The following is a 17,150-nucleotide window of genomic DNA, read 5'->3' as shown; positions in this document are numbered from 1 at the left end:
TCGGATGCCATCCGCCCAGGCCTCATCGCGCTCCATCGCAGCCGGCCTGCGCGGTCACGACAATGCGCTGGGCCTCATCCGCCTGGTCCTCGCATTCTTCGTGCTCGTCGACCATACGTTCCCGCTCGGCGGGTACGGCCCCGACTTCGGTGGGCAGTACACGCACGAGCAGGCGAACCTCGGCGCCATCGCTGTCGGCGGGTTCTTCGCCATCAGCGGCTACCTCATCGCCAAGAGCGGCATGTCGACTGATCTGCTGCAGTTCCTCTGGCGCAGGGCGCTGCGCATCTTCCCTGGCTTTCTAACCGTTCTGCTGGTTGCCGCCTTCGTCGTCGGCCCTGTCATCTGGGTGCTGAACGGTCACACGCTCCTGTCGTACTTCTCGTTCGCCCCCGCGAGCCCGTGGCACTACCTGGCCTCCAACTGGACCCTCGCGATCGGCTCGTACGGCATCAGAGACATCTTCGCCGCCACCACGCCGTATGGCGTCCAGACGGGCGCCAGCGTGTTCAACGGCTCGCTGTGGTCCCTCACATACGAGTGGACCTGCTACCTCGTGATCGCCGTCCTCCTCGTGACGGCTGTGCTGCGCAAGGCGCGACCTGTCATCGCCGTGATCGTCGCCGCACTCTTCGTGGCGCAGATCGTGCAGGTCCTCCGGCCGCACGCCCTGGACGCCGTCCTCCCCCTGCTGACGAACGAGTTGATGCTGCGCCTGAGCTACCCGTTCATGGTCGGAGCGCTCATCGCGGTGTACGCCCGTTCCATCCCCCTCGACCACAGGATCGGCGTCGCGAGCGGCGTCGTGGCGGTCGCGACGCTGTTCACCGGCGGTTATGCCGTCTTCGGCGTTCCCGCCGGCGTGTACTTCGTGCTGTGGCTCGGCGCGGTCCTCCCCGCGCCGCTGCGCCGCGTCGGCCGCACGAACGACTACTCGTACGGCGTCTACATCTACGGCTTCCTGGTGCAGCAGACCCTCGCGTACTTCGGGCTGTACAAACTCGGCTTCTTCCCGTTCCTGCTCGGCGCCACCATCGTCACCGCCGGATGCGCGTGGCTGTCCTGGCACATCGTGGAGAAGCGCGCGATGATGCTCAAGGACTGGGGTCCCGGACGCGGGATCGCTCACTGGTGGCAGTGGACCACCGCTGCCATGCGCATCCGCCCCCGGCAGTTGCCGCCGGCGCCGGTCGATCCGAACGAGGCGGAGCTTCCTCCGGTCAGCCCGCAGCCCCGAACCGGAGCAGAGGAACCCGCGTCTCGTCCGCAGTGAGCGAGCCGTGCTGGCCGATCATGCCGCGGCCCGAGTCCAGCGGGTCGCGGGAGTCGTAGTACGCCACCCGCTTGCGCGCACCGACCAGCACATCGCCGATCCGCGGCGCCACCTCCGGATGCACGGACGGCCCGAACCAGCCGGCGTCGACCGCCTCCTGCCTGGTCGCGATCCACGCCCTGTCCCCCTCGACAGCCCGCCAGCGCTCGGCGACGGCGGTCGCCTCCTCCGGACGATCGAGGTGCAGGTGCAGGAAGCGCGGCTCCCCCGCGATCAGCCGAACGCCGTCGATCAATTCCGGCGCGGTGTCGAAGAGGACGTGTCCGCTCACCGGCACGTCCACGACGCCGTGGTCGGCGGTGAGCAGCATCGCCTGCTTCGGGCCGAGCCGTCGCGCGAGCGAAGCGACCAGGCCGTCCAGGGTCTCCAGGGCGGCGGTCCACTCCGGCGACTCCCAGCCCTTGGCGTGGGCGAGCTGGTCGAGCTCCGCGACGTAGAGGTAGGTGAGGCCGGGCCCCGGCGCCTGCAAGACCTCGGTGGCCGCCTCGAAGCGGTCGGCCATCGTCCGGCCGCCGACGAACTCGGCGCCGCGCAGCACGGCAGCCGTGAATCCGGAGTCGCTGTACTTCTGCAGGCCGATCGCGTGGGTGGCGACCCCCGCATCCCGAGCCTGCTCGAACACGGTGCGCGAGCGCTGCCAGGTGGCGGGGTCGAGACGGTCGTCCCAGCCGCTGAGCTGGTTGACCACCCTGTCGTTGGCCGTGTCGAGCACCCGGTAGCCGACCAACCCGTGCTCGCCAGGCGTCGTTCCGGTGGCGAGCGTGGCGAGAGCGGACGCCGTCGTCGTCGGGAACCCGGCGTCGATCGTCGTCGCCTTGCCGAGGAGCGGGGCGAGTGTGCGGGCGTGACCGGAGCGGGCGCGCAACGACGACGCGCCGAGGCCGTCGACGACGAGGACCACCACGTGATCGAGGGCGGGCAGCTCGAGCGCATTCGCGCCGCCACTGAGCGCCGCCAGGGAACTTGGCAGAACAGCGGCAAGGCTCGCTCGCGTGGTGAAGGCGGCCGGTAGCATGGGGGGCATCCGGCCCAGTTTGTCACACCCGTGACCGCCTGCGGCCCCTCTCTCCCCTCCCGAGATTGCACGAATGACACCAGCAGACGACCAGGCCGCCGCGGGCACCACTGAACGCATCGAAGACGTCGACGTCACGACCGAGATGCAGGGCTCCTTCCTCGAGTACGCGTACTCCGTCATCTATTCGCGAGCACTCCCGGATGCGCGCGACGGCCTGAAGCCCGTGCAGCGGCGCATCCTGTACCAGATGACCGAGATGGGCCTGCGCCCCGACCGCGGGCACGTCAAGTCCGCGCGCGTCACCGGCGAGGTGATGGGAAAGCTGCACCCGCACGGCGACAGTGCCATCTACGACGCCCTCGTGCGCATGGCGCAGGACTTCACCCTGCGCGTGCCGCTGATCGACGGGCACGGCAACTTCGGCTCCCTGGACGACGGCCCCGCCGCACCGCGCTACACCGAGGCGCGCCTCGCCGCCGCCGCCCTAGCCCTCGCGGAGGACCTGGACGAGGACGTCGTCGACTTCGTCCCCAACTACGACAACCAGCTCATGCAGCCGGATGTGCTCCCCGCCGCCTTCCCGAACCTCCTGGTCAACGGCGCGAGCGGCATCGCGGTCGGCATGGCGACCAACATGGCGCCGCACAACCTCATCGAGGTGGTCGGTGCGGCCCGTCATCTGCTCGCGCATCCGGATGCGACTCTCGACGACCTGATGGAGTACGTGCCAGGCCCCGACCTGCCGACCGGCGGAACGATCGTCGGCCTCTCCGGCGTCAGGGATGCGTACGCCACCGGCCGCGGCAGCTTCAAGACCCGGGCCAAGGTCGCCGTGGAGTCGATCACCGCGCGCAAGAGCGGCCTGGTCGTCACCGAGCTGCCGTATCTGATCGGCCCGGAGAAGGTGATCGAGAAGATCAAGGACGGCGTCAACTCCAAGAAGCTCTCCGGCATCTCCGACGTCACCGACCTCAGCGACCGCCAGCACGGCCTGCGGCTCGTGATCGGCATCAAGACCGGATTCAGCCCTGAGGCGGTGCTCGAACAGCTCTACCGGCACACGCCGCTCGAAGACGGCTTCTCGATCAACAACGTCGCGCTCGTCGAGGGCGGCCCGCAGACCCTCGGACTGCGCGAGCTGCTGTCGGTGTACCTGGGCCACCGCATCCAGGTGGTCACGCGCCGCTCGCAGTTCCGGCTCGCCAGGCGCAAGGAACGCCTGCACCTGGTCGAGGGCCTGCTGATCGCCATCGTCGACATCGACGAGGTCATCCAGGTCATCCGCACCAGCGACGACACCGAACAGGCGCGCACCAGGCTGATGGACGTGTTCGACCTCAGCACCCTGCAGGCCGACTACATCCTCGAACTGCGCCTGCGCCGCCTGACCAAGTTCTCCCGCATCGAGCTCGAGACGGAGAAGGCTCAGCTCGAAGCAGAGATCGCCGAGCTCGAAGAGCTGCTGTCCAGCCGCGACCGCATCAACGCCCTCGTCTCCGACGAGCTGGAGCAGGTCGCCGTGAAGTTCGGCACCCCGCGTCGCACCCTGCTCACCGAGGCGCGTCCGTCCATCGCGACGGCGTCGGCGCGCGGCAAGCAGCAGGTCGTGCTCGAAGTGGCCGACGTGCCGTGCCGGGTGCTGCTGTCGACCACCGGCCGCATCCTGAGGGTGGACCAGCAGCCGGGAGACGATGGCGGTCTCGACCGCATCGCCGCTCCCGCCAGGCGCAGCAAGCATGACGCGATCCTGTCGCAGCTCGACACCACGACGCGCACCGAGATCGGCGCGGTCACGAACCGCGGCAGGCTCATCCGGTTCTCCCCGGTCGACCTGCCCGCCGCTCCCGTCAACTCGATCCAGCTCGGCGCCGGCGTGAAGATCGGCGACTACCTCGCGCTCGCCGACCGCAAGGAGCGCACCCTGGCCGTCGTGTCCCTCGATGCCCCGCGGGCGATCGCGCTCGGCACGAAGCAGGGTGTTGTGAAGCGGGTCACCGCCGGCGACTGGGCCAACAAGCCGGAGTTCGAGATCATCGCGCTCAAGGCGGGCGACGAGGTGATCGGCGCTGTGCAGGGCGATGAGACGGACGAGCTCGTATTCGTGGCGAGCGACAGTCAGCTGCTGCGTTTCTCCGCCTCCGCCGTGCGCCCGCAGGGACGCTCGGCCGGCGGCATGGCCGGCATCAACCTCGGTGCGGATGCGCGGGTCGTCTTCTTCGGAAGCGTTCCGGCCGACGAGAAGGATGAGACGGTCGTCGTCACCATCGCGGCGGGCGGAGACACGCTGCTCGGCGCAGACCCCGGCAGCGGCAAGCTCAGCGAGTTCGCCGAGTTCCCGGCCAAGGGCCGTGCGACCGGTGGGGTGCGCTCCCAGCGCTTCCTCAAGGGAGAGACCGAGCTGCAGCTCGCCTGGGTCGGTCGCGCTCCGGCGCTGGCCGTCGCCCCCGACGGGGCAGCCCGCACGCTCCCGGACACCCCCGTCCGCCGCGACGCCTCCGGCGCTCCCCTCGACATGGTCGTCGGCTCCATCGGCCGCCGCCTCGCCTGACCCCGCCCCAAGCAATCGAGCCGGGACTTGTGCACGTCCGACACGGCGTGTCGCGTGCATAAGTCCCGGCTCGATTTTCGGGGAGCGCGGGTCAGGCGTCGATGCGGGCCCGGGAGAGGTCGTCTGCTCCTGCGATGATGAACTCCTTGCGCGGAGCGACGTCGTTGCCCATCAGGAGCTCGAAGACGCGCGACGCCTGCTCGGCGTCGGGGACGCGCACGCGGCGCAGGGTGCGGTGGTGGCGGTCCATCGTCGTGGTCGCGAGCTGGTCCGCATCCATCTCGCCGAGACCCTTGTAGCGCTGGATCGGCTCCTGGTAGCGCTTGTTGCGCTTCTTGAGATCGGCGAGCACCGCCTGCAGTTCGGCCTCCGAGTACGTGTAGATGGTCTCGTTCGGCTTCGAGCCAGGGTTCACCACGATCACGCGGTGGAGCGGAGGAACCGCGGCGAACACCCGCCCCTCCTCGATCATCGGCCGCATGTAGCGGAAGAACAGTGTCAGGAGCAGGGTCCGGATGTGCGCACCGTCCACATCCGCGTCGGACATGATGATGACCTTGCCGTAGCGGGCCGTCGCCAGGTCGAAGCTGCGGCCCGAGCCGGCCCCGATCACCTGGATGATCGCCGCGCACTCCGCGTTGGAGAGCATGTCGGAGACCGACGCCTTCTGCACGTTGAGGATCTTGCCCCGGATCGGCAGCAGCGCCTGGTACTCGCTGTCGCGTGCGCGCCGCGCCGTGCCGAGCGCAGAGTCGCCCTCCACGATGAACAGCTCGCTGTTGGCCACGTCGCTCGACCGGCAGTCCACCAGCTTCGCCGGTAGGGATGAGGTCTCCAGCGCGTTCTTGCGTCGCTGCGTCTCCTTGTGGGCGCGTGCGGAGATGCGGGACTTCATCTCGGCGACCACCTTGTCGAGCAGCAGTGCGGACTGCGCCTTGTCGTCGCGCTTGGACGAGCCGAACCGCTCCGCCATCGCCTTCTGAACCACCTGCGCGACGATCGCGCGCACGGCGGGGGTGCCGAGGATCTCCTTTGTCTGCCCCTCGAACTGCGGCTCGGGGAGACGCACCGTGAGCACGGCGGTGAGCCCGGCCATCACGTCGTCCTTGTCCAGCTTGTCGTTGCCGACCTTGAGCCTCCGCGCGTTCTGCTCGACCTGCGCACGGAGGAACTTGAGCATCCCCTGGTCGAAGCCGGTCTGGTGGCTGCCGCCCTTCGGAGTGGCGATGATGTTGACGAAGCTGCGCATCACCGTGTCGTAGCCGGTGCCCCAGCGCAGTGCGATGTCGACCTGGCAGTCGCGCGTGAGCTCGGTCGGCAGCATCGCCCCGCTGTCGGAGAGCACGGGGACCGTCTCGGTGAAGGTGCCGTTGCCCGTCAGGCGCCAGGTGTCGGTGATCGGGCTGTCCGGCGCGAGGAAGTCGACGAACTCGGAGATGCCACCCTGGTACTCGAAGGTGGTCTTCTCCCCCTCATCGCTGCGCTTGTCGTCGATGCTGATCGAGAGGCCAGGCACGAGGAACGCGGTCTGCCGCGCGCGGCCGATCAGGTCCTCCCCCTGGAAGTTCGCGCCCTTCGTGAAGATCTGCCGATCCGCCCAGTACCGGATGCGCGTCCCCGTCACGCCCTTGGCCGCCTTGCCGACCACCCGGAGTTCGCTGTTCTTCACGAACGGCGTGAACGGCGCATCGGGGCTCGGCTCGTTCTTCCCGTCGTCGAAGATGCCCGGCTCTCCGCGGTGGAACGACATCGCCCAGACCTTGCCGTCGCGGTCGACCTCGACGTCGAGTCGCTCCGACAGCGCGTTGACCACCGAAGCGCCCACGCCGTGCAGGCCGCCGGACGCCGCATACGAGCCGCTGCCGAACTTGCCGCCTGCGTGCAGCTTGGTGAAGACGACCTCGACGCCGGACAGCCCTGTCTTCGGTTCGATGTCGACGGGAATGCCGCGCGCCTTGTCGCGCACCTCGACGCTGTCGTCGCTGTGCAGGATGACGTCGATGCTCGTGCCGTGACCGGCCAGCGCCTCGTCGACGGAGTTGTCGATGATCTCCCACAGGCAGTGCATGAGACCGCGCGAATCGGTCGAGCCGATGTACATGCCTGGGCGCTTGCGCACCGCCTCCAGCCCCTCGAGGACCGAGAGGTGTCTGGCCGAATAGTCCGAGCTCGCCACGAGCGCTCCTTGCGATTCCGATGCGCCGGATGGGTGCCGGCGTCACACAACTTCCAGCCTACGTACTCCCGCATGCACGGCCCGCCACCGACACCCGGCTGAGTGTGTGCTACGCGTTCAGCGAAATAGCGGGCAAATCGCGCAGTGTTGCCCGCGGAACGTGGTTCTATAGAGATACCGAGTTCACGGTTGCGATCTGAAAGGAGCATCACATGTCGACGATCACCACGGAGAACGGTGCGGTTGACGAGCTCGCATCGGGGCCGCAACTGACGGCGGCCGACCGTTGCGACAGCTGCGGAGCCCAGGCATACATCCGCGTCGTCGTGAATAACGGCGAGCTCCTGTTCTGCGCCCACCACGGCAAGAAGCACCAGGAGAAGCTCTCGCAGATCGCGCACAGCTGGCACGACGAGACGGCACGTCTCTTCGAAGAGCAGCGCGCGTAACGCGTCCGGCGACGCTGCAGCGACCCAGACGATGAGTGGACGGCCGACCGGCGTGCGAAGGCGCGCCCACATCGACCTCGACTCCATCCTGGCCAACGTTGCAACAGCCGGGTCACCCACCGACCTCACCGCCGACCTTCGCGCCGACGCGTACGGCCACGGGCTCATCCCCGTGGCACGTGCGCTGTCGGATGCGGGGGTCGGCGGTTTTCTCGTCTCCCGGCTCGAAGACGCGGCCGCTCTGGCAGACGCCGGGCTCACCGGGGCGCGCGTCGCCGACCAGAATGCGCGGGGTGCCGCGCCCGGCGCGACCGTGCTCGGCCCCGAGCTGTTCGGTCTGACGGCGGGCGCGCATCCATCGGCCACCGCCATGCGATTGGTCGGCGAGATCATCGCAGTTAAGCGCGTGGCCGCCGACAGCGGCGTCTCATACGGCTACACCTATCGGACCCCGCACGAGACGACGCTCGCGCTTGTCGCCCTCGGCTTCGCCGACGGAATCCCGCGCGTCGCCACCAACAAGGCGCCCGTCCGCATCGGCGAGTACACCGGCCGGGTGACGGGCCGCATCGCGATGGACCAGTTCGTGGTCGACCTCGACGGCCGCAACGCCAGCCCTGGCGATCCTGCCGTGCTCTTCGGCGACGCCGCGCTCGGCGAGCCGACCGCGCTCGACTGGGCGGACGCCATCGGCATCGCCGCCCCCGTCATCACCTCGCGGCTCGGCCGACGCATCGAGAGGGTCTACAGCGCATGACCATCGTCGACGCCATCGCGGAACCGCTGCCGCGCGCGGTCATCGACCTCGCCGCTCTCCGCCACAACGTCTCCCGCCTGGCCGCGCTGATCGCGCCCTCCGAGTTCATGCTCGCCGTCAAAGCGGATGCGTACGGTCACGGCCTGCTGCCGGTCGCCGAGGCGGGCATCGCCTCCGGTGCTGCGTCGCTCGCGGTGCTCGAGATCCCCGCCGGTCTCGTGCTGCGTCACGCCGGGGTCACCGTTCCGCTGCTCGCCTGGCTGCACGGCCAGGACACCGACTGGCGCGCCGGCATCGAGGCTGACATCGAGCTCGGCATCTCCGCGCGCTGGCAGCTCGACGCCATCGCGGCAGCGGGAGCCGACCGCCCGGCCGTCGTTCACCTCAAGGTCGACACCGGGCTCAGCCGCAACGGCGCCACCCGCGAGGACTGGCCAGGCCTGGTGGATGCGGCTGTCGCTCTGCAAAAGCAGGGCATCGTGCGCATCCGGGCTGCCTGGTCGCATCTCGCCGACGCCTCGATCGAGGACGACGAGGCCGCGCTCGCCCAGTTCCGGGAGGCGGTCACCGTCGCCGAGGAGCACGGTGCGACGTTCGAGATCCTGCACCTCGCGGCCAGCTCGGCCGGAATCCGGATGCCGGAGGCGCGCTTCGACCTGGTGCGCGTCGGCATCGCCGCCTACGGCGTCTCCCCCTTCGACGACAGCACGGGAGCCGACCTGGGGCTCGTCCCGGCGATGCGCCTTGAAGCGCCGGTCACCCACATCCACGTCGGCGGCACGACGCACGCGCGCATCGGCATCGGCTACGCGGACGGTGTGCCGACCCTCGGCATCGCCAAGGCGCACGTCGCCATCGGCGGCCTGCCGTGCCAGGTGCTCGCGGTCGACGCGGACTCGATGCTCGTCGACGTCGGCGCGAGCCGCGTGGACGTCGGAGACACGGCCATCCTGTTCGGCCCGGGAGTGAACGGCGAGGTCATCGCCGAGAAGTGGGCGGACTGGGCGGAGACCATCGCCGACGAAATGCTCACCGGCGTCGCTGCGCGCGTCCCCCGCGTCTACGTCGGCTGACGCGCGCACGCCTGCGCACCCCATCCGTATTCTCCTTCCCGACGGAGAACCCGTCGCAAACGAGGCAGAACTCCGTCCGAACGGAGAACCCGACCGCGCGTCGCGCCGGATCTCCTGCGTTACGCAAAACAGGAGCACTTGGCCGACACGCCGTCCACATCTCCGTCCGAACGGAGATACGCGCGGGGATGCCGCAGAACTCCGTCCGAACGGACTGGCACGCGCGAACGCAGCTGGGCGCTGGTGAGGATGCGCGGGCTAGAGCTTGACGCCGAGACGCTCGGCGATCGCGCGGCGCGCGTTGGCCGCGTAGCGGTCGACGCTCTCGGTCTGCGGCACCGGAGGGACCTCCCCGCGCAGCGCGGTGGCGAGCAGCCGGTCGGCGAGCGACGGGTTCATGGGCAGCAACGGACCGTGCAGGTGCGTGCCGATGGATGCGGCCAGCACGACGCCCTCGGTCTGGCCGCCGTCGTTGCCCGTTCCGCTGACGATCTGGCCGAACGGCTCCGCGCCCTCCAGCGTGGTCACCGCAGAGTGGTTCTCGAATCCGGCGACCGTGCCCTGTGCCGTGCGCACGACGATCTCGCCGACGTGCCGGACCGCTCCGAGCTGCGCGCGCGTCGGGAAGACACCTGCGCCGGCGAGGCGTTCGCCGTCCGCCGTGACCAGTTCGCTGCCGAGGAGCTGCCAGCCGCCGGCGATCGCCAGGATCGGGATGCCGCCATCCCGCCACGCACGCAGAGCAGGCGCGATGCGCTGCACGTCCTCCAGCACGGCGCGCTGCGACGACAGCGGACCGCTGCCGATGTGCACGATGTCCGCCGCGTCGGGAAGCACGGCTCCGACCTGGTGCCGCACGACCTCGGTCTCGATTCCGCGCCATCCGGCGCGCTCGACCAGTGCGGTCACATTCCCGGCGTCGCCGTTGATCCCGAGCTCGCCGGGGTACAGGTGCAGGATGCGCAGCACGCTCATCGTTCGCCGCCCTCCAGGTCGAGGAACCCGAGCTGCTTGCGGATCAGCATCATCTGCTCGTAGTTGACGATCATGGTCTTGGTGCCCGTCGCGGGTTTGGGGAGCGCGAGGAACGCGGTGAGCGCCGGCTTCAGCTCCGGCACCACCTGGTCGACCGGGATGCCCGCGTACGCGAAGCGCGTGGCGAACTGCCACGCCTTGGTGCCGGACACCACATCCACGTGCTCGATCGAGGAGAGGTCGATGTCGTAGATCCAGGACGGGTCCGGCGTCCCCTCGTCGACGGCCACGAAGACCTGCTCGGGCGGCGCGCTCAGGTAGTCGAGGTTGAGCTGCAGGCTCGGCGGGTTCTTCATCATGATGATCTCGATGTCCTCGTCGCCGACCCGCAGGGTCTCGCCACGTCCGTACACGGTGCGCAGCGACGCCATCGCGGCGACCACCGCCTCCGGGCGGAACCGCTCTCCGAGCACGCGACGGGCCATCGCCGTCGCCCCCGCCGCATCCACCGCGTAGTGCAGCCCGCGGGCGGGAAGCGCGACCTGCACGTTCTCGCCGCCGAACGCGAGACGGGCGCTGCGCGCGTCCAGCTCGCTGACGAACACCGCGGGTACGGGAAGCGCACCGGCAGGGACTCCGGAGACGTCCTTGACGTTGGCCAGGCCGTTCGGGGAGGCATCGATGATCGACGGCGCCACCGCGAAGGTCGAGACGTCACGCCCCTCGGCGAGCAGTTCTGCTCCGACGCGGGCGAGACTGTCGTCGTCAGCGTTGACCACGACGAACTCGGAGGAGGACGCGCCGATCGACCGCAGCATCCCGACCACCCTGGTCGGCTCGAAGAACCGGTTGAGCTGGTCGATCTGCACGTTGAGCAGCAGAGAGCCGCGCGGCTTGAGGATGGTCGCCAGGTCGACGCCGTACGCCTCGTCCACCTCGATCACGCCGACGTCCGCGCGCACGCGCCCGTCGAGCGGAACCGTCGCGAGCAGCGCGGACGCGATGCCCTGCGGCAGGTTCCCGCCGGACGGATTGGTGAACACGGTCAGCCCGTGCTCGCGCAGGATGCCGGTGAGCATGTTCGTCGTGGTCGACTTGCCGTTCGATCCGGAGACGAACACGACGCCGAGCGGAAGCTCGGCGACGGCGCGTTCGAGGAACTTCGGCGCGATCGCGAGGGCGACCCGTCCCGGCACGGCAGAGCCGCCGCCGCGCAGGCGCAGCAGCCAGCGGGCGAGACGACCGGCGACGACCGCTAGCCTGTAGCGCACTCCCCCGGCCTACTCGAGGTAGTCGCGAAGCGACTGCGACCGGGACGGGTGGCGCAGCTTCGCCATCGTCTTCGACTCGATCTGACGGATGCGCTCACGCGTCACCCCGAACGTGTCGCCGATCTGGTCGAGCGTCTTCGGCATACCGTCGCCGAGCCCGAACCGCATCCGGATCACACCGGCCTCGCGCTCGGACAGCGAGTCGAGCAGGCTCTCGAGCTGCTTCTGCAGCATCGTGAAGCCGACAGCGTCCGCGGGGACGACGGCCTCGGTGTCCTCGATCAGGTCGCCGAACTCGCTGTCGCCGTCCTCACCGAGCGGGGTGTGCAGGGAGATCGGCTCTCGACCGTACTTCTGCACCTCGATGACCTTCTCCGGCGTCATGTCGAGCTCGCGGCTCAGCTCTTCCGGCGTCGGCTCGCGGCCCAGGTCCTGCAGCATCTGCCGCTGGACGCGGGCGAGCTTGTTGATGACCTCGACCATGTGCACCGGGATGCGGATGGTGCGGGCCTGGTCGGCCATCGCGCGGGTGATCGCCTGACGGATCCACCAGGTGGCGTACGTGGAGAACTTGAAGCCCTTGGTGTAGTCGAACTTCTCGACGGCACGGATGAGGCCCAGGTTTCCTTCCTGGATGAGGTCGAGGAACTGCATCCCGCGCCCGGTGTAGCGCTTGGCGAGGGAGACCACGAGTCGCAGGTTGGCACCGAGCAGGTGGCTCTTCGCCCTCTGGCCGTCGCGGGCGACCCACCTGAGCTCGCGCTCGAGCTCCTTGGTCATGTTCGGCGTGTTCGCGAGCTTGTCCTCGGCGAACAGGCCGGCCTCGATGCGCATCGCGAGCTCGACCTCCTCCGCCGCGTTCAGCAGGGCGACCTTACCGATCTGCTTGAGGTAGTCCTTGACAGGGTCGGCCGTCGCGCCGGTGATCGTGGTGGAGTAGACGGGGATGTCGTCGTCCTCGTCGACCGCGCGCAGCACGAGCGCACCCGTCGGGAGGGGCTCTTCGACAACGGCGGGCTTCGCGTCGTCGTCGTCCGACTTCTCGTCGGCGTCGTCGCTGTCGTCTGCGACAGCCTCGACCTCGACCTCAGCCGTCTCTTCCTCGTCGATCTCGACGGCGTCGTCGTCGCCGATCTCGTCGCCCTTGGCCTTGGTCGCGCCCTTCTTGGCGGGAGCCTTCTTGGCCGGAGTCTTCTTCGCGGGAGCCTTCGCCGCCGTCTTCTTCGCTGCTGTCTTCGTCGCGGTCTTCGCCGCTGCCGTCTCGGTGACCTCGGCCTCGGTCACCTCGGCCTCTGGAGCTTTCGTTGCTGCACGGGTTGCCATGTGAACACCTTTCATACCAAGCGGAGGGGCCGAGAATCCGAAGCGCCTTGGCCTGGCTCAGGTTGCGTGCGGACATTACTAAGACCCATGTCAAGTCCTGGGTGTGTGCGCCGAGCATTCAGAATGCTCCGAGCCCCTGGATATGAACGGGTCCGATCAACAATTATTGCACGTTTCATGGGCACCCCCGACCAAACGTGCGCCATCCGCCCTGCGCTGCCGTCCTGCCGGTCCGTCAGCCTGCCACCCCTCGTCCGCGCCTCTTCCACGCGTCGGAGAGTAGAACCCACAACGGGGCCACTTCTATTCCCTCATCCTCGGAGAGCAGGCGGCGCGTGCGGCGCCTGGCGTGGATGAGGAAGCCCACGCCGATGCCGACGATCAGGTACTGGATGGCGAACGCCCAGCGGAACGAATCGAGAGCGTAGAGGTCGGCCGCGCCTCCCGCCGCGATGTGCGCCGTGTTCTGCGCATCGAGGGCGACGCCGATCAGGAACATCATCACGAAGCTGGCCAGAAAACCGCCGACGTTGACGATGCCGTTCGCAGAGCCGAGGCTGTGCAGCGGGTTGGAGGTGCGCGCGAAGTCGAAGCCGATCAGCGAGCCTGGGCCGCCGATCCCGATGGCGACCAGCAGCACGATCAGCAGCCAGAGCGGCGGAGTCCCCGGCCAGAGCAGCACGACGGCCCAGACCACGCCCATCATCGCCACGATCGCGAGCACGAGGTTGCTGCGGCGCAGCGGATACCGCGCCGTCAGCACGCCGAGGATCGGACCGGAGATGAGTCCGGCGACGACGGCGACGATCAGCAGTCCCGAGGCCTCCGCAGGGTCCATGCCGAGCGCGAACACCATGAAGGGCAGCCCCCACATCAGGCTGAACACGGTCCCGGAGGACTGGGTGACGAAGTGCGACCAGAAGCCGAGCTGCGTGCCGGGTCTGGCGAGGCTGATCCGCAACTGGCGAAGCGACTCACCCCAGCTCGCGGGGCGCGGTCCCTCCGTCGAGCCGACCGGGCGGTCGGAGATCGCGACGACGATCCCGATCAGCGCGATGACCGACAGCGAGGCGGCGCTGAGAAAAGCGGTCGTCCAGCCGGCCTGGTGCAGGATGAGCGCGAACGGGATCGCGGACAGCACCTGACCGAGCTGGCCGATGTTGCCGATCCACTGGGACAGCTGAGGCACGAGCCTCCCCCTGAACCACGAGTTGATCAGCCGCATGAGCGAGGTGAAGACCGTCGCATCCCCTGCCCCGACCAGGATGCGCCCGATGATCGCGACCCCGATGGTCGGCGCGAACGCCACGGTCACCTGACCGACGATCATGAGTGCGGTGCCCACCGCCATCAGGGTGCGGGAGCCGACCCTGTCGATGAGCACGCCGACCGGGATCTGCATGGCGGCGTAGACGATGAGCTGCACGACGGCGAGCGTCGACAGCACGGACGCCGTGCTGTGGAAGCGCTCCGTGGCGGAGACCCCGGCGACGCCGATGCTGGTGCGCTGCATGACAGCGACGAGGTACGCGAAGACGCCGACCACGAAGATGAGCCAGGAGCGCCGCGAATTCACCTCACCAGCGTATTACCGCCTGGGTGCCTCAGGATGCGGTCGGGCCGTTCTCCTCGTCGCCGTGGCGACGGAAGGCGAGGAAGTTCTCCAGCTCGGCGGCGATCTCGTCCGCGCTCGGCAGCTCGCCGTCGCGGTCGGTCAGCGGCGACCGGAGCTGGTTGTCCTCCATATAGCTGTCGTGCCGCTCCTCGAGAGTGCCGACCAGGCGGCCGAGCTCCGCGTTCTGGTCGACCTGCTCGTCGATGTTCGCGACGAACTCCCTGTCTTCCTGACGCAGCCGGTCGGTGGGGAAGATCAGCCCTGTCGCGGCGCTGATGCTGTCGAGCGCCGCGATCGCCGCCGCAGGGTATTCGGTGTCGGCCAGGTAGTGCGGGATGAGCAGGATGAACCCTGCGATCGGATACGAGAGCTGCTGCAGCCGGAACTCCAGCAGGTGCAGGGCGTTCGCCGGCACCTGGGTGTGCGGCTTCCAGATGGACATGGAGTCGATGAGGTCGGTGCGGTTGCCGCTGACCGTGACGCCGATGGGACGGGTGTGCGGCACGGGCATCGGGATGGAGTGCACCCAGGTGACCGACTTGACCTTGAGCCTGTCGATGAGGTCGAGGACGGCCTGCGTGAAGCGCTCCCACTGGAAGTCCGGCTCGAACCCGGAGAGGAGGAGGAACGGCTGGCGGAGCTCGTCGTACGCGAGGTAGAGCTTGAGCGACGCCGGCTGGTAGTCGGTGAGGTGGTCCTGGTCGAAGTAGATGATCGGCCTGCGGGCGCGGTAGTCGAGCAGGATGTCCGTGTCGAAGGTGGCCACGACCTCGTTGTCGAGGGTGCCGAGCAGATAGGTGCCGAGCTGGGTGACGCCGGAACCGGCGTCGGCGAAGCCGGTCAGACCGGCGACCAGGTTGAGCCCTTCCGGCACCTCGGAGAGGGGCTCGTTCAGGTCGTACAGCTCGGCCGGATCATGCATATTTCAACTCTAGGCCGACCGTTCCGGCCCGACGCTGCGAACGGGCTTCGAAGTCGCACGCCCACAGCGAACACGCACCCCGACCCCCACCGCACTGGCGCACCGGGGCCGAACGGCTAGATTCGAAGCATGACCGTCCCCTCTCTTTCGCTCTCGTCCTCCTCCGTCGTCTCCCCGGCAGGCGACGTGCTCCTGATCGGCGCGCGCGCATCCGGCGGCTCGATCGTCGTGACGGCCGCCTCGGCCGTCGAAGACGTCGTGCGCGCGGCTGGCGATGTCGCAGCGCAGCTCCAGGCCGTCGGCTTCGGCGGCGGCAAGGACGAGCTGGTGCGGCTGCCTGGCAGCGGGACGGGCCCATCGCTCGCGGTGATCGGACTGCCGGAGCCGGTGGATGCGGACGCGCTGCGGTACGCCGCTGGCAGCGGAATCCGCCAGCTGGCCGGCACGGCCGCGGTGACGGTCGCCCTGCCGACGGACGGCGACGAGCAGCTCGCGGCCGCGCTGGAGGGCGCGGCGATCGGCTCGTACGCCTTCACGGAGTACCGCGAGGCGTCGAAGGCGTCGGTGAAGGCGCCTGTCGCATCCATCGACGTCGTCGGGATGCCTGCCGGCGCATCCGGCGACGACGCATCCGGGGCTGACGCTCTCGTCGCCCGCGCTGTCGCGTCCGCAGAGGCCGTCGCGCTCGTCAAGGACCTCGTCAACGCGCCGCCGCTCGACCTCTACCCGGCGACCCTCGCCGACGCCGCAGAGCGCGCCGCCGCCGGGCTACCGGTCGACGTGCGGGTGTGGGACGAGACGCAGCTCGAAGCAGGCGGCTTCGGCGGCATCCTCGGGGTCGGCCAGGGCTCCGCCAGGCCGCCGCGACTGGTCAAGGTCACCTACGCGCCCGCGGGAGCCGGGAAGCACCTCGCGCTGGTCGGCAAGGGCATCACGTTCGACACCGGCGGGCTCTCGCTCAAGCCGCCGACCGGGATGGTCGGAATGAAGTACGACATGACCGGCGCCGCCACGGTGCTGGCCGTCGTGCTCGCCGCCGCCAGGCTCGCCCTCCCCGTGAAGGTGACGGCCTGGCTCTGCATCGCGGAGAACATGCCGTCCGGCTCGGCGATTCGGCCGAATGACGTACTGCGCATCCGCGGCGGCAGGACCGTCGAGGTGCTGAACACGGATGCGGAAGGCCGTCTGGTGATGGCGGACGGACTGGTCGCGGCGAGCGAGGAGCAGCCGGACGCGATCGTGGACGTCGCGACGCTCACCGGCGCTGCGATGGTCGCGCTCGGCACCCGCTACGCCGCCGTCATGGGAGACGACGCCCTGGTCGGCGAGGTGGTCGAGGCCGCGAAGGCGTCCGGTGAACTGCTCTGGCCGATGCCGCTGCCCGGCGAGCTGCGCGCGACCATCAACTCCGAGGTCGCCGACATCGCCAACGCGAACCCTGGCAACACCGCAGGCGGGATGCTGCTCGCAGCCGTCTTCCTGCAGGAGTTCGTCGGACGCACAGGAGATGCTGAGGATTCGCCGCGCATCCCGTGGGCCCACCTCGACATCGCCGGGCCGGCCAAGGGACCTGCGTCTCCATACGGTTTCACCGGCAAGGGACCGACCGCCGTCACGGTGCGAGCGCTCATCCGGTTGGCCGAGGACTTTTCCCGGAAGTAGTAGGGTCGTATGGGCAAGAAAAATTCTT

Annotated in this window: 13 protein-coding genes; 6 read left to right on the top strand and 7 right to left on the bottom strand. The window is 69.0% G+C overall.

The annotated features are described in order from the left end of the window. Window positions 1-4 precede the first annotated feature (4 nt). Window positions 5-1,273 (top strand): acyltransferase family protein, encoded by a 1,269-nt coding sequence (locus ASE16_RS14540; RefSeq protein WP_055896245.1) that lies wholly within the window; start codon window positions 5-7, stop codon window positions 1,271-1,273. Here ASE16_RS14540 and ASE16_RS14535 read toward each other — a convergent pair. Then, window positions 1,221-2,348, bottom strand: coding sequence for an alkaline phosphatase family protein (locus ASE16_RS14535; RefSeq protein ID WP_055896241.1), 1,128 nt, complete (start codon window positions 2,346-2,348; stop codon window positions 1,221-1,223). The two genes, ASE16_RS14540 and ASE16_RS14535, sit on opposite strands and share 53 nt — an antisense overlap. Window positions 2,349-2,421: 73 nt before the next feature. Between ASE16_RS14535 and ASE16_RS14530 the strand changes: the two genes are divergently transcribed. After that, window positions 2,422-4,899: a DNA topoisomerase (ATP-hydrolyzing) subunit A gene (locus ASE16_RS14530; protein ID WP_055896238.1), complete on the top strand. Its 2,478-nt coding sequence runs from the start codon at window positions 2,422-2,424 to the stop codon at window positions 4,897-4,899. 91 nt (window positions 4,900-4,990) lie between these two features. On the opposite strand, the gene ASE16_RS14525 is transcribed toward ASE16_RS14530, so the two are convergent. Next, window positions 4,991-7,075 (bottom strand): DNA gyrase/topoisomerase IV subunit B, encoded by a 2,085-nt coding sequence (locus ASE16_RS14525; protein WP_055896235.1) that lies wholly within the window; start codon window positions 7,073-7,075, stop codon window positions 4,991-4,993. Between the two features lie 212 nt (window positions 7,076-7,287). Between ASE16_RS14525 and ASE16_RS14520 the strand changes: the two genes are divergently transcribed. From ASE16_RS14520 to alr, 3 genes are read left to right on the top strand one after another with little or no spacing between them, the layout of a single operon-like run. After that, on the top strand, window positions 7,288-7,524 hold the full coding sequence (locus tag ASE16_RS14520; protein WP_055896232.1) for a hypothetical protein: 237 nt from the start codon (window positions 7,288-7,290) through the stop codon (window positions 7,522-7,524). A gap of 31 nt (window positions 7,525-7,555) precedes the next feature. Further along, on the top strand, window positions 7,556-8,281 hold the full coding sequence (locus ASE16_RS14515; RefSeq protein ID WP_157480392.1) for an alanine racemase C-terminal domain-containing protein: 726 nt from the start codon (window positions 7,556-7,558) through the stop codon (window positions 8,279-8,281). Further along, the gene (gene alr / locus ASE16_RS14510; protein ID WP_055896226.1) at window positions 8,278-9,354 is read left to right on the top strand and encodes an alanine racemase; all 1,077 of its coding nucleotides are present in this window, start codon (window positions 8,278-8,280) and stop codon (window positions 9,352-9,354) included. The genes ASE16_RS14515 and alr overlap by 4 nt, the downstream gene beginning before the upstream one ends. Window positions 9,355-9,612: 258 nt before the next feature. Here alr and ASE16_RS14505 read toward each other — a convergent pair whose 3' ends face one another. From ASE16_RS14505 to ASE16_RS14485, 5 genes are all read right to left on the bottom strand, one after another. Then, a complete protein-coding gene (locus ASE16_RS14505; protein ID WP_055896223.1) occupies window positions 9,613-10,329 on the bottom strand; it encodes a type 1 glutamine amidotransferase in 717 nt (238 codons plus the stop codon). Then, window positions 10,326-11,600 (bottom strand): MurT ligase domain-containing protein, encoded by a 1,275-nt coding sequence (locus ASE16_RS14500; protein WP_055896220.1) that lies wholly within the window; start codon window positions 11,598-11,600, stop codon window positions 10,326-10,328. Before ASE16_RS14500 ends, ASE16_RS14505 begins: the two co-directional genes overlap by 4 nt. A 9-nt stretch (window positions 11,601-11,609) precedes the next feature. Beyond that, window positions 11,610-12,923 (bottom strand): RNA polymerase sigma factor, encoded by a 1,314-nt coding sequence (locus ASE16_RS14495; RefSeq protein WP_055896217.1) that lies wholly within the window; start codon window positions 12,921-12,923, stop codon window positions 11,610-11,612. A gap of 235 nt (window positions 12,924-13,158) precedes the next feature. Next, window positions 13,159-14,499: an MFS transporter gene (locus ASE16_RS14490; protein WP_055896214.1), complete on the bottom strand. Its 1,341-nt coding sequence runs from the start codon at window positions 14,497-14,499 to the stop codon at window positions 13,159-13,161. A gap of 28 nt (window positions 14,500-14,527) precedes the next feature. After that, entirely contained in the window at window positions 14,528-15,460 is a 933-nt protein-coding gene (locus ASE16_RS14485) for a proteasome assembly chaperone family protein (RefSeq protein ID WP_055896211.1), read from the bottom strand. A gap of 129 nt (window positions 15,461-15,589) precedes the next feature. Here ASE16_RS14485 and ASE16_RS14480 point away from each other — a divergent pair, with 129 nt between their 5' ends. After that, window positions 15,590-17,122 (top strand): leucyl aminopeptidase, encoded by a 1,533-nt coding sequence (locus ASE16_RS14480; RefSeq protein WP_055896208.1) that lies wholly within the window; start codon window positions 15,590-15,592, stop codon window positions 17,120-17,122. The last annotated feature ends 28 nt before the right edge of the window (window positions 17,123-17,150 follow it).

It is taken from the genome of Leifsonia sp. Root227 (assembly GCF_001428745.1).
Taxonomy (GTDB): Bacteria; Actinomycetota; Actinomycetes; order Actinomycetales; family Microbacteriaceae; genus Leifsonia.
The sequence above is the reverse complement of the archived record's forward strand: the minus strand, read 5'-3'. Positions and strand labels throughout refer to the sequence as shown.

What these genes read in the sequence shown, in the direction of transcription:
- ASE16_RS14540 (WP_055896245.1), top strand. Translation starts at nt 5, where the DNA reads ATGCCATCCGCCCAGGCCTCATCGCGCTCCATCGCAGCCGGCCTGCGC.
- ASE16_RS14535 (WP_055896241.1), bottom strand. Translation starts at nt 2,348, where the DNA reads ATGCTACCGGCCGCCTTCACCACGCGAGCGAGCCTTGCCGCTGTTCTG.
- ASE16_RS14530 (WP_055896238.1), top strand. Translation starts at nt 2,422, where the DNA reads ATGACACCAGCAGACGACCAGGCCGCCGCGGGCACCACTGAACGCATC.
- ASE16_RS14520 (WP_055896232.1), top strand. Translation starts at nt 7,288, where the DNA reads ATGTCGACGATCACCACGGAGAACGGTGCGGTTGACGAGCTCGCATCG.
- ASE16_RS14515 (WP_157480392.1), top strand. Translation starts at nt 7,556, where the DNA reads ATGAGTGGACGGCCGACCGGCGTGCGAAGGCGCGCCCACATCGACCTC.
- alr (WP_055896226.1), top strand. Translation starts at nt 8,278, where the DNA reads ATGACCATCGTCGACGCCATCGCGGAACCGCTGCCGCGCGCGGTCATC.
- ASE16_RS14505 (WP_055896223.1), bottom strand. Translation starts at nt 10,329, where the DNA reads ATGAGCGTGCTGCGCATCCTGCACCTGTACCCCGGCGAGCTCGGGATC.
- ASE16_RS14495 (WP_055896217.1), bottom strand. Translation starts at nt 12,923, where the DNA reads ATGGCAACCCGTGCAGCAACGAAAGCTCCAGAGGCCGAGGTGACCGAG.
- ASE16_RS14485 (WP_055896211.1), bottom strand. Translation starts at nt 15,460, where the DNA reads ATGCATGATCCGGCCGAGCTGTACGACCTGAACGAGCCCCTCTCCGAG.
- ASE16_RS14480 (WP_055896208.1), top strand. Translation starts at nt 15,590, where the DNA reads ATGACCGTCCCCTCTCTTTCGCTCTCGTCCTCCTCCGTCGTCTCCCCG.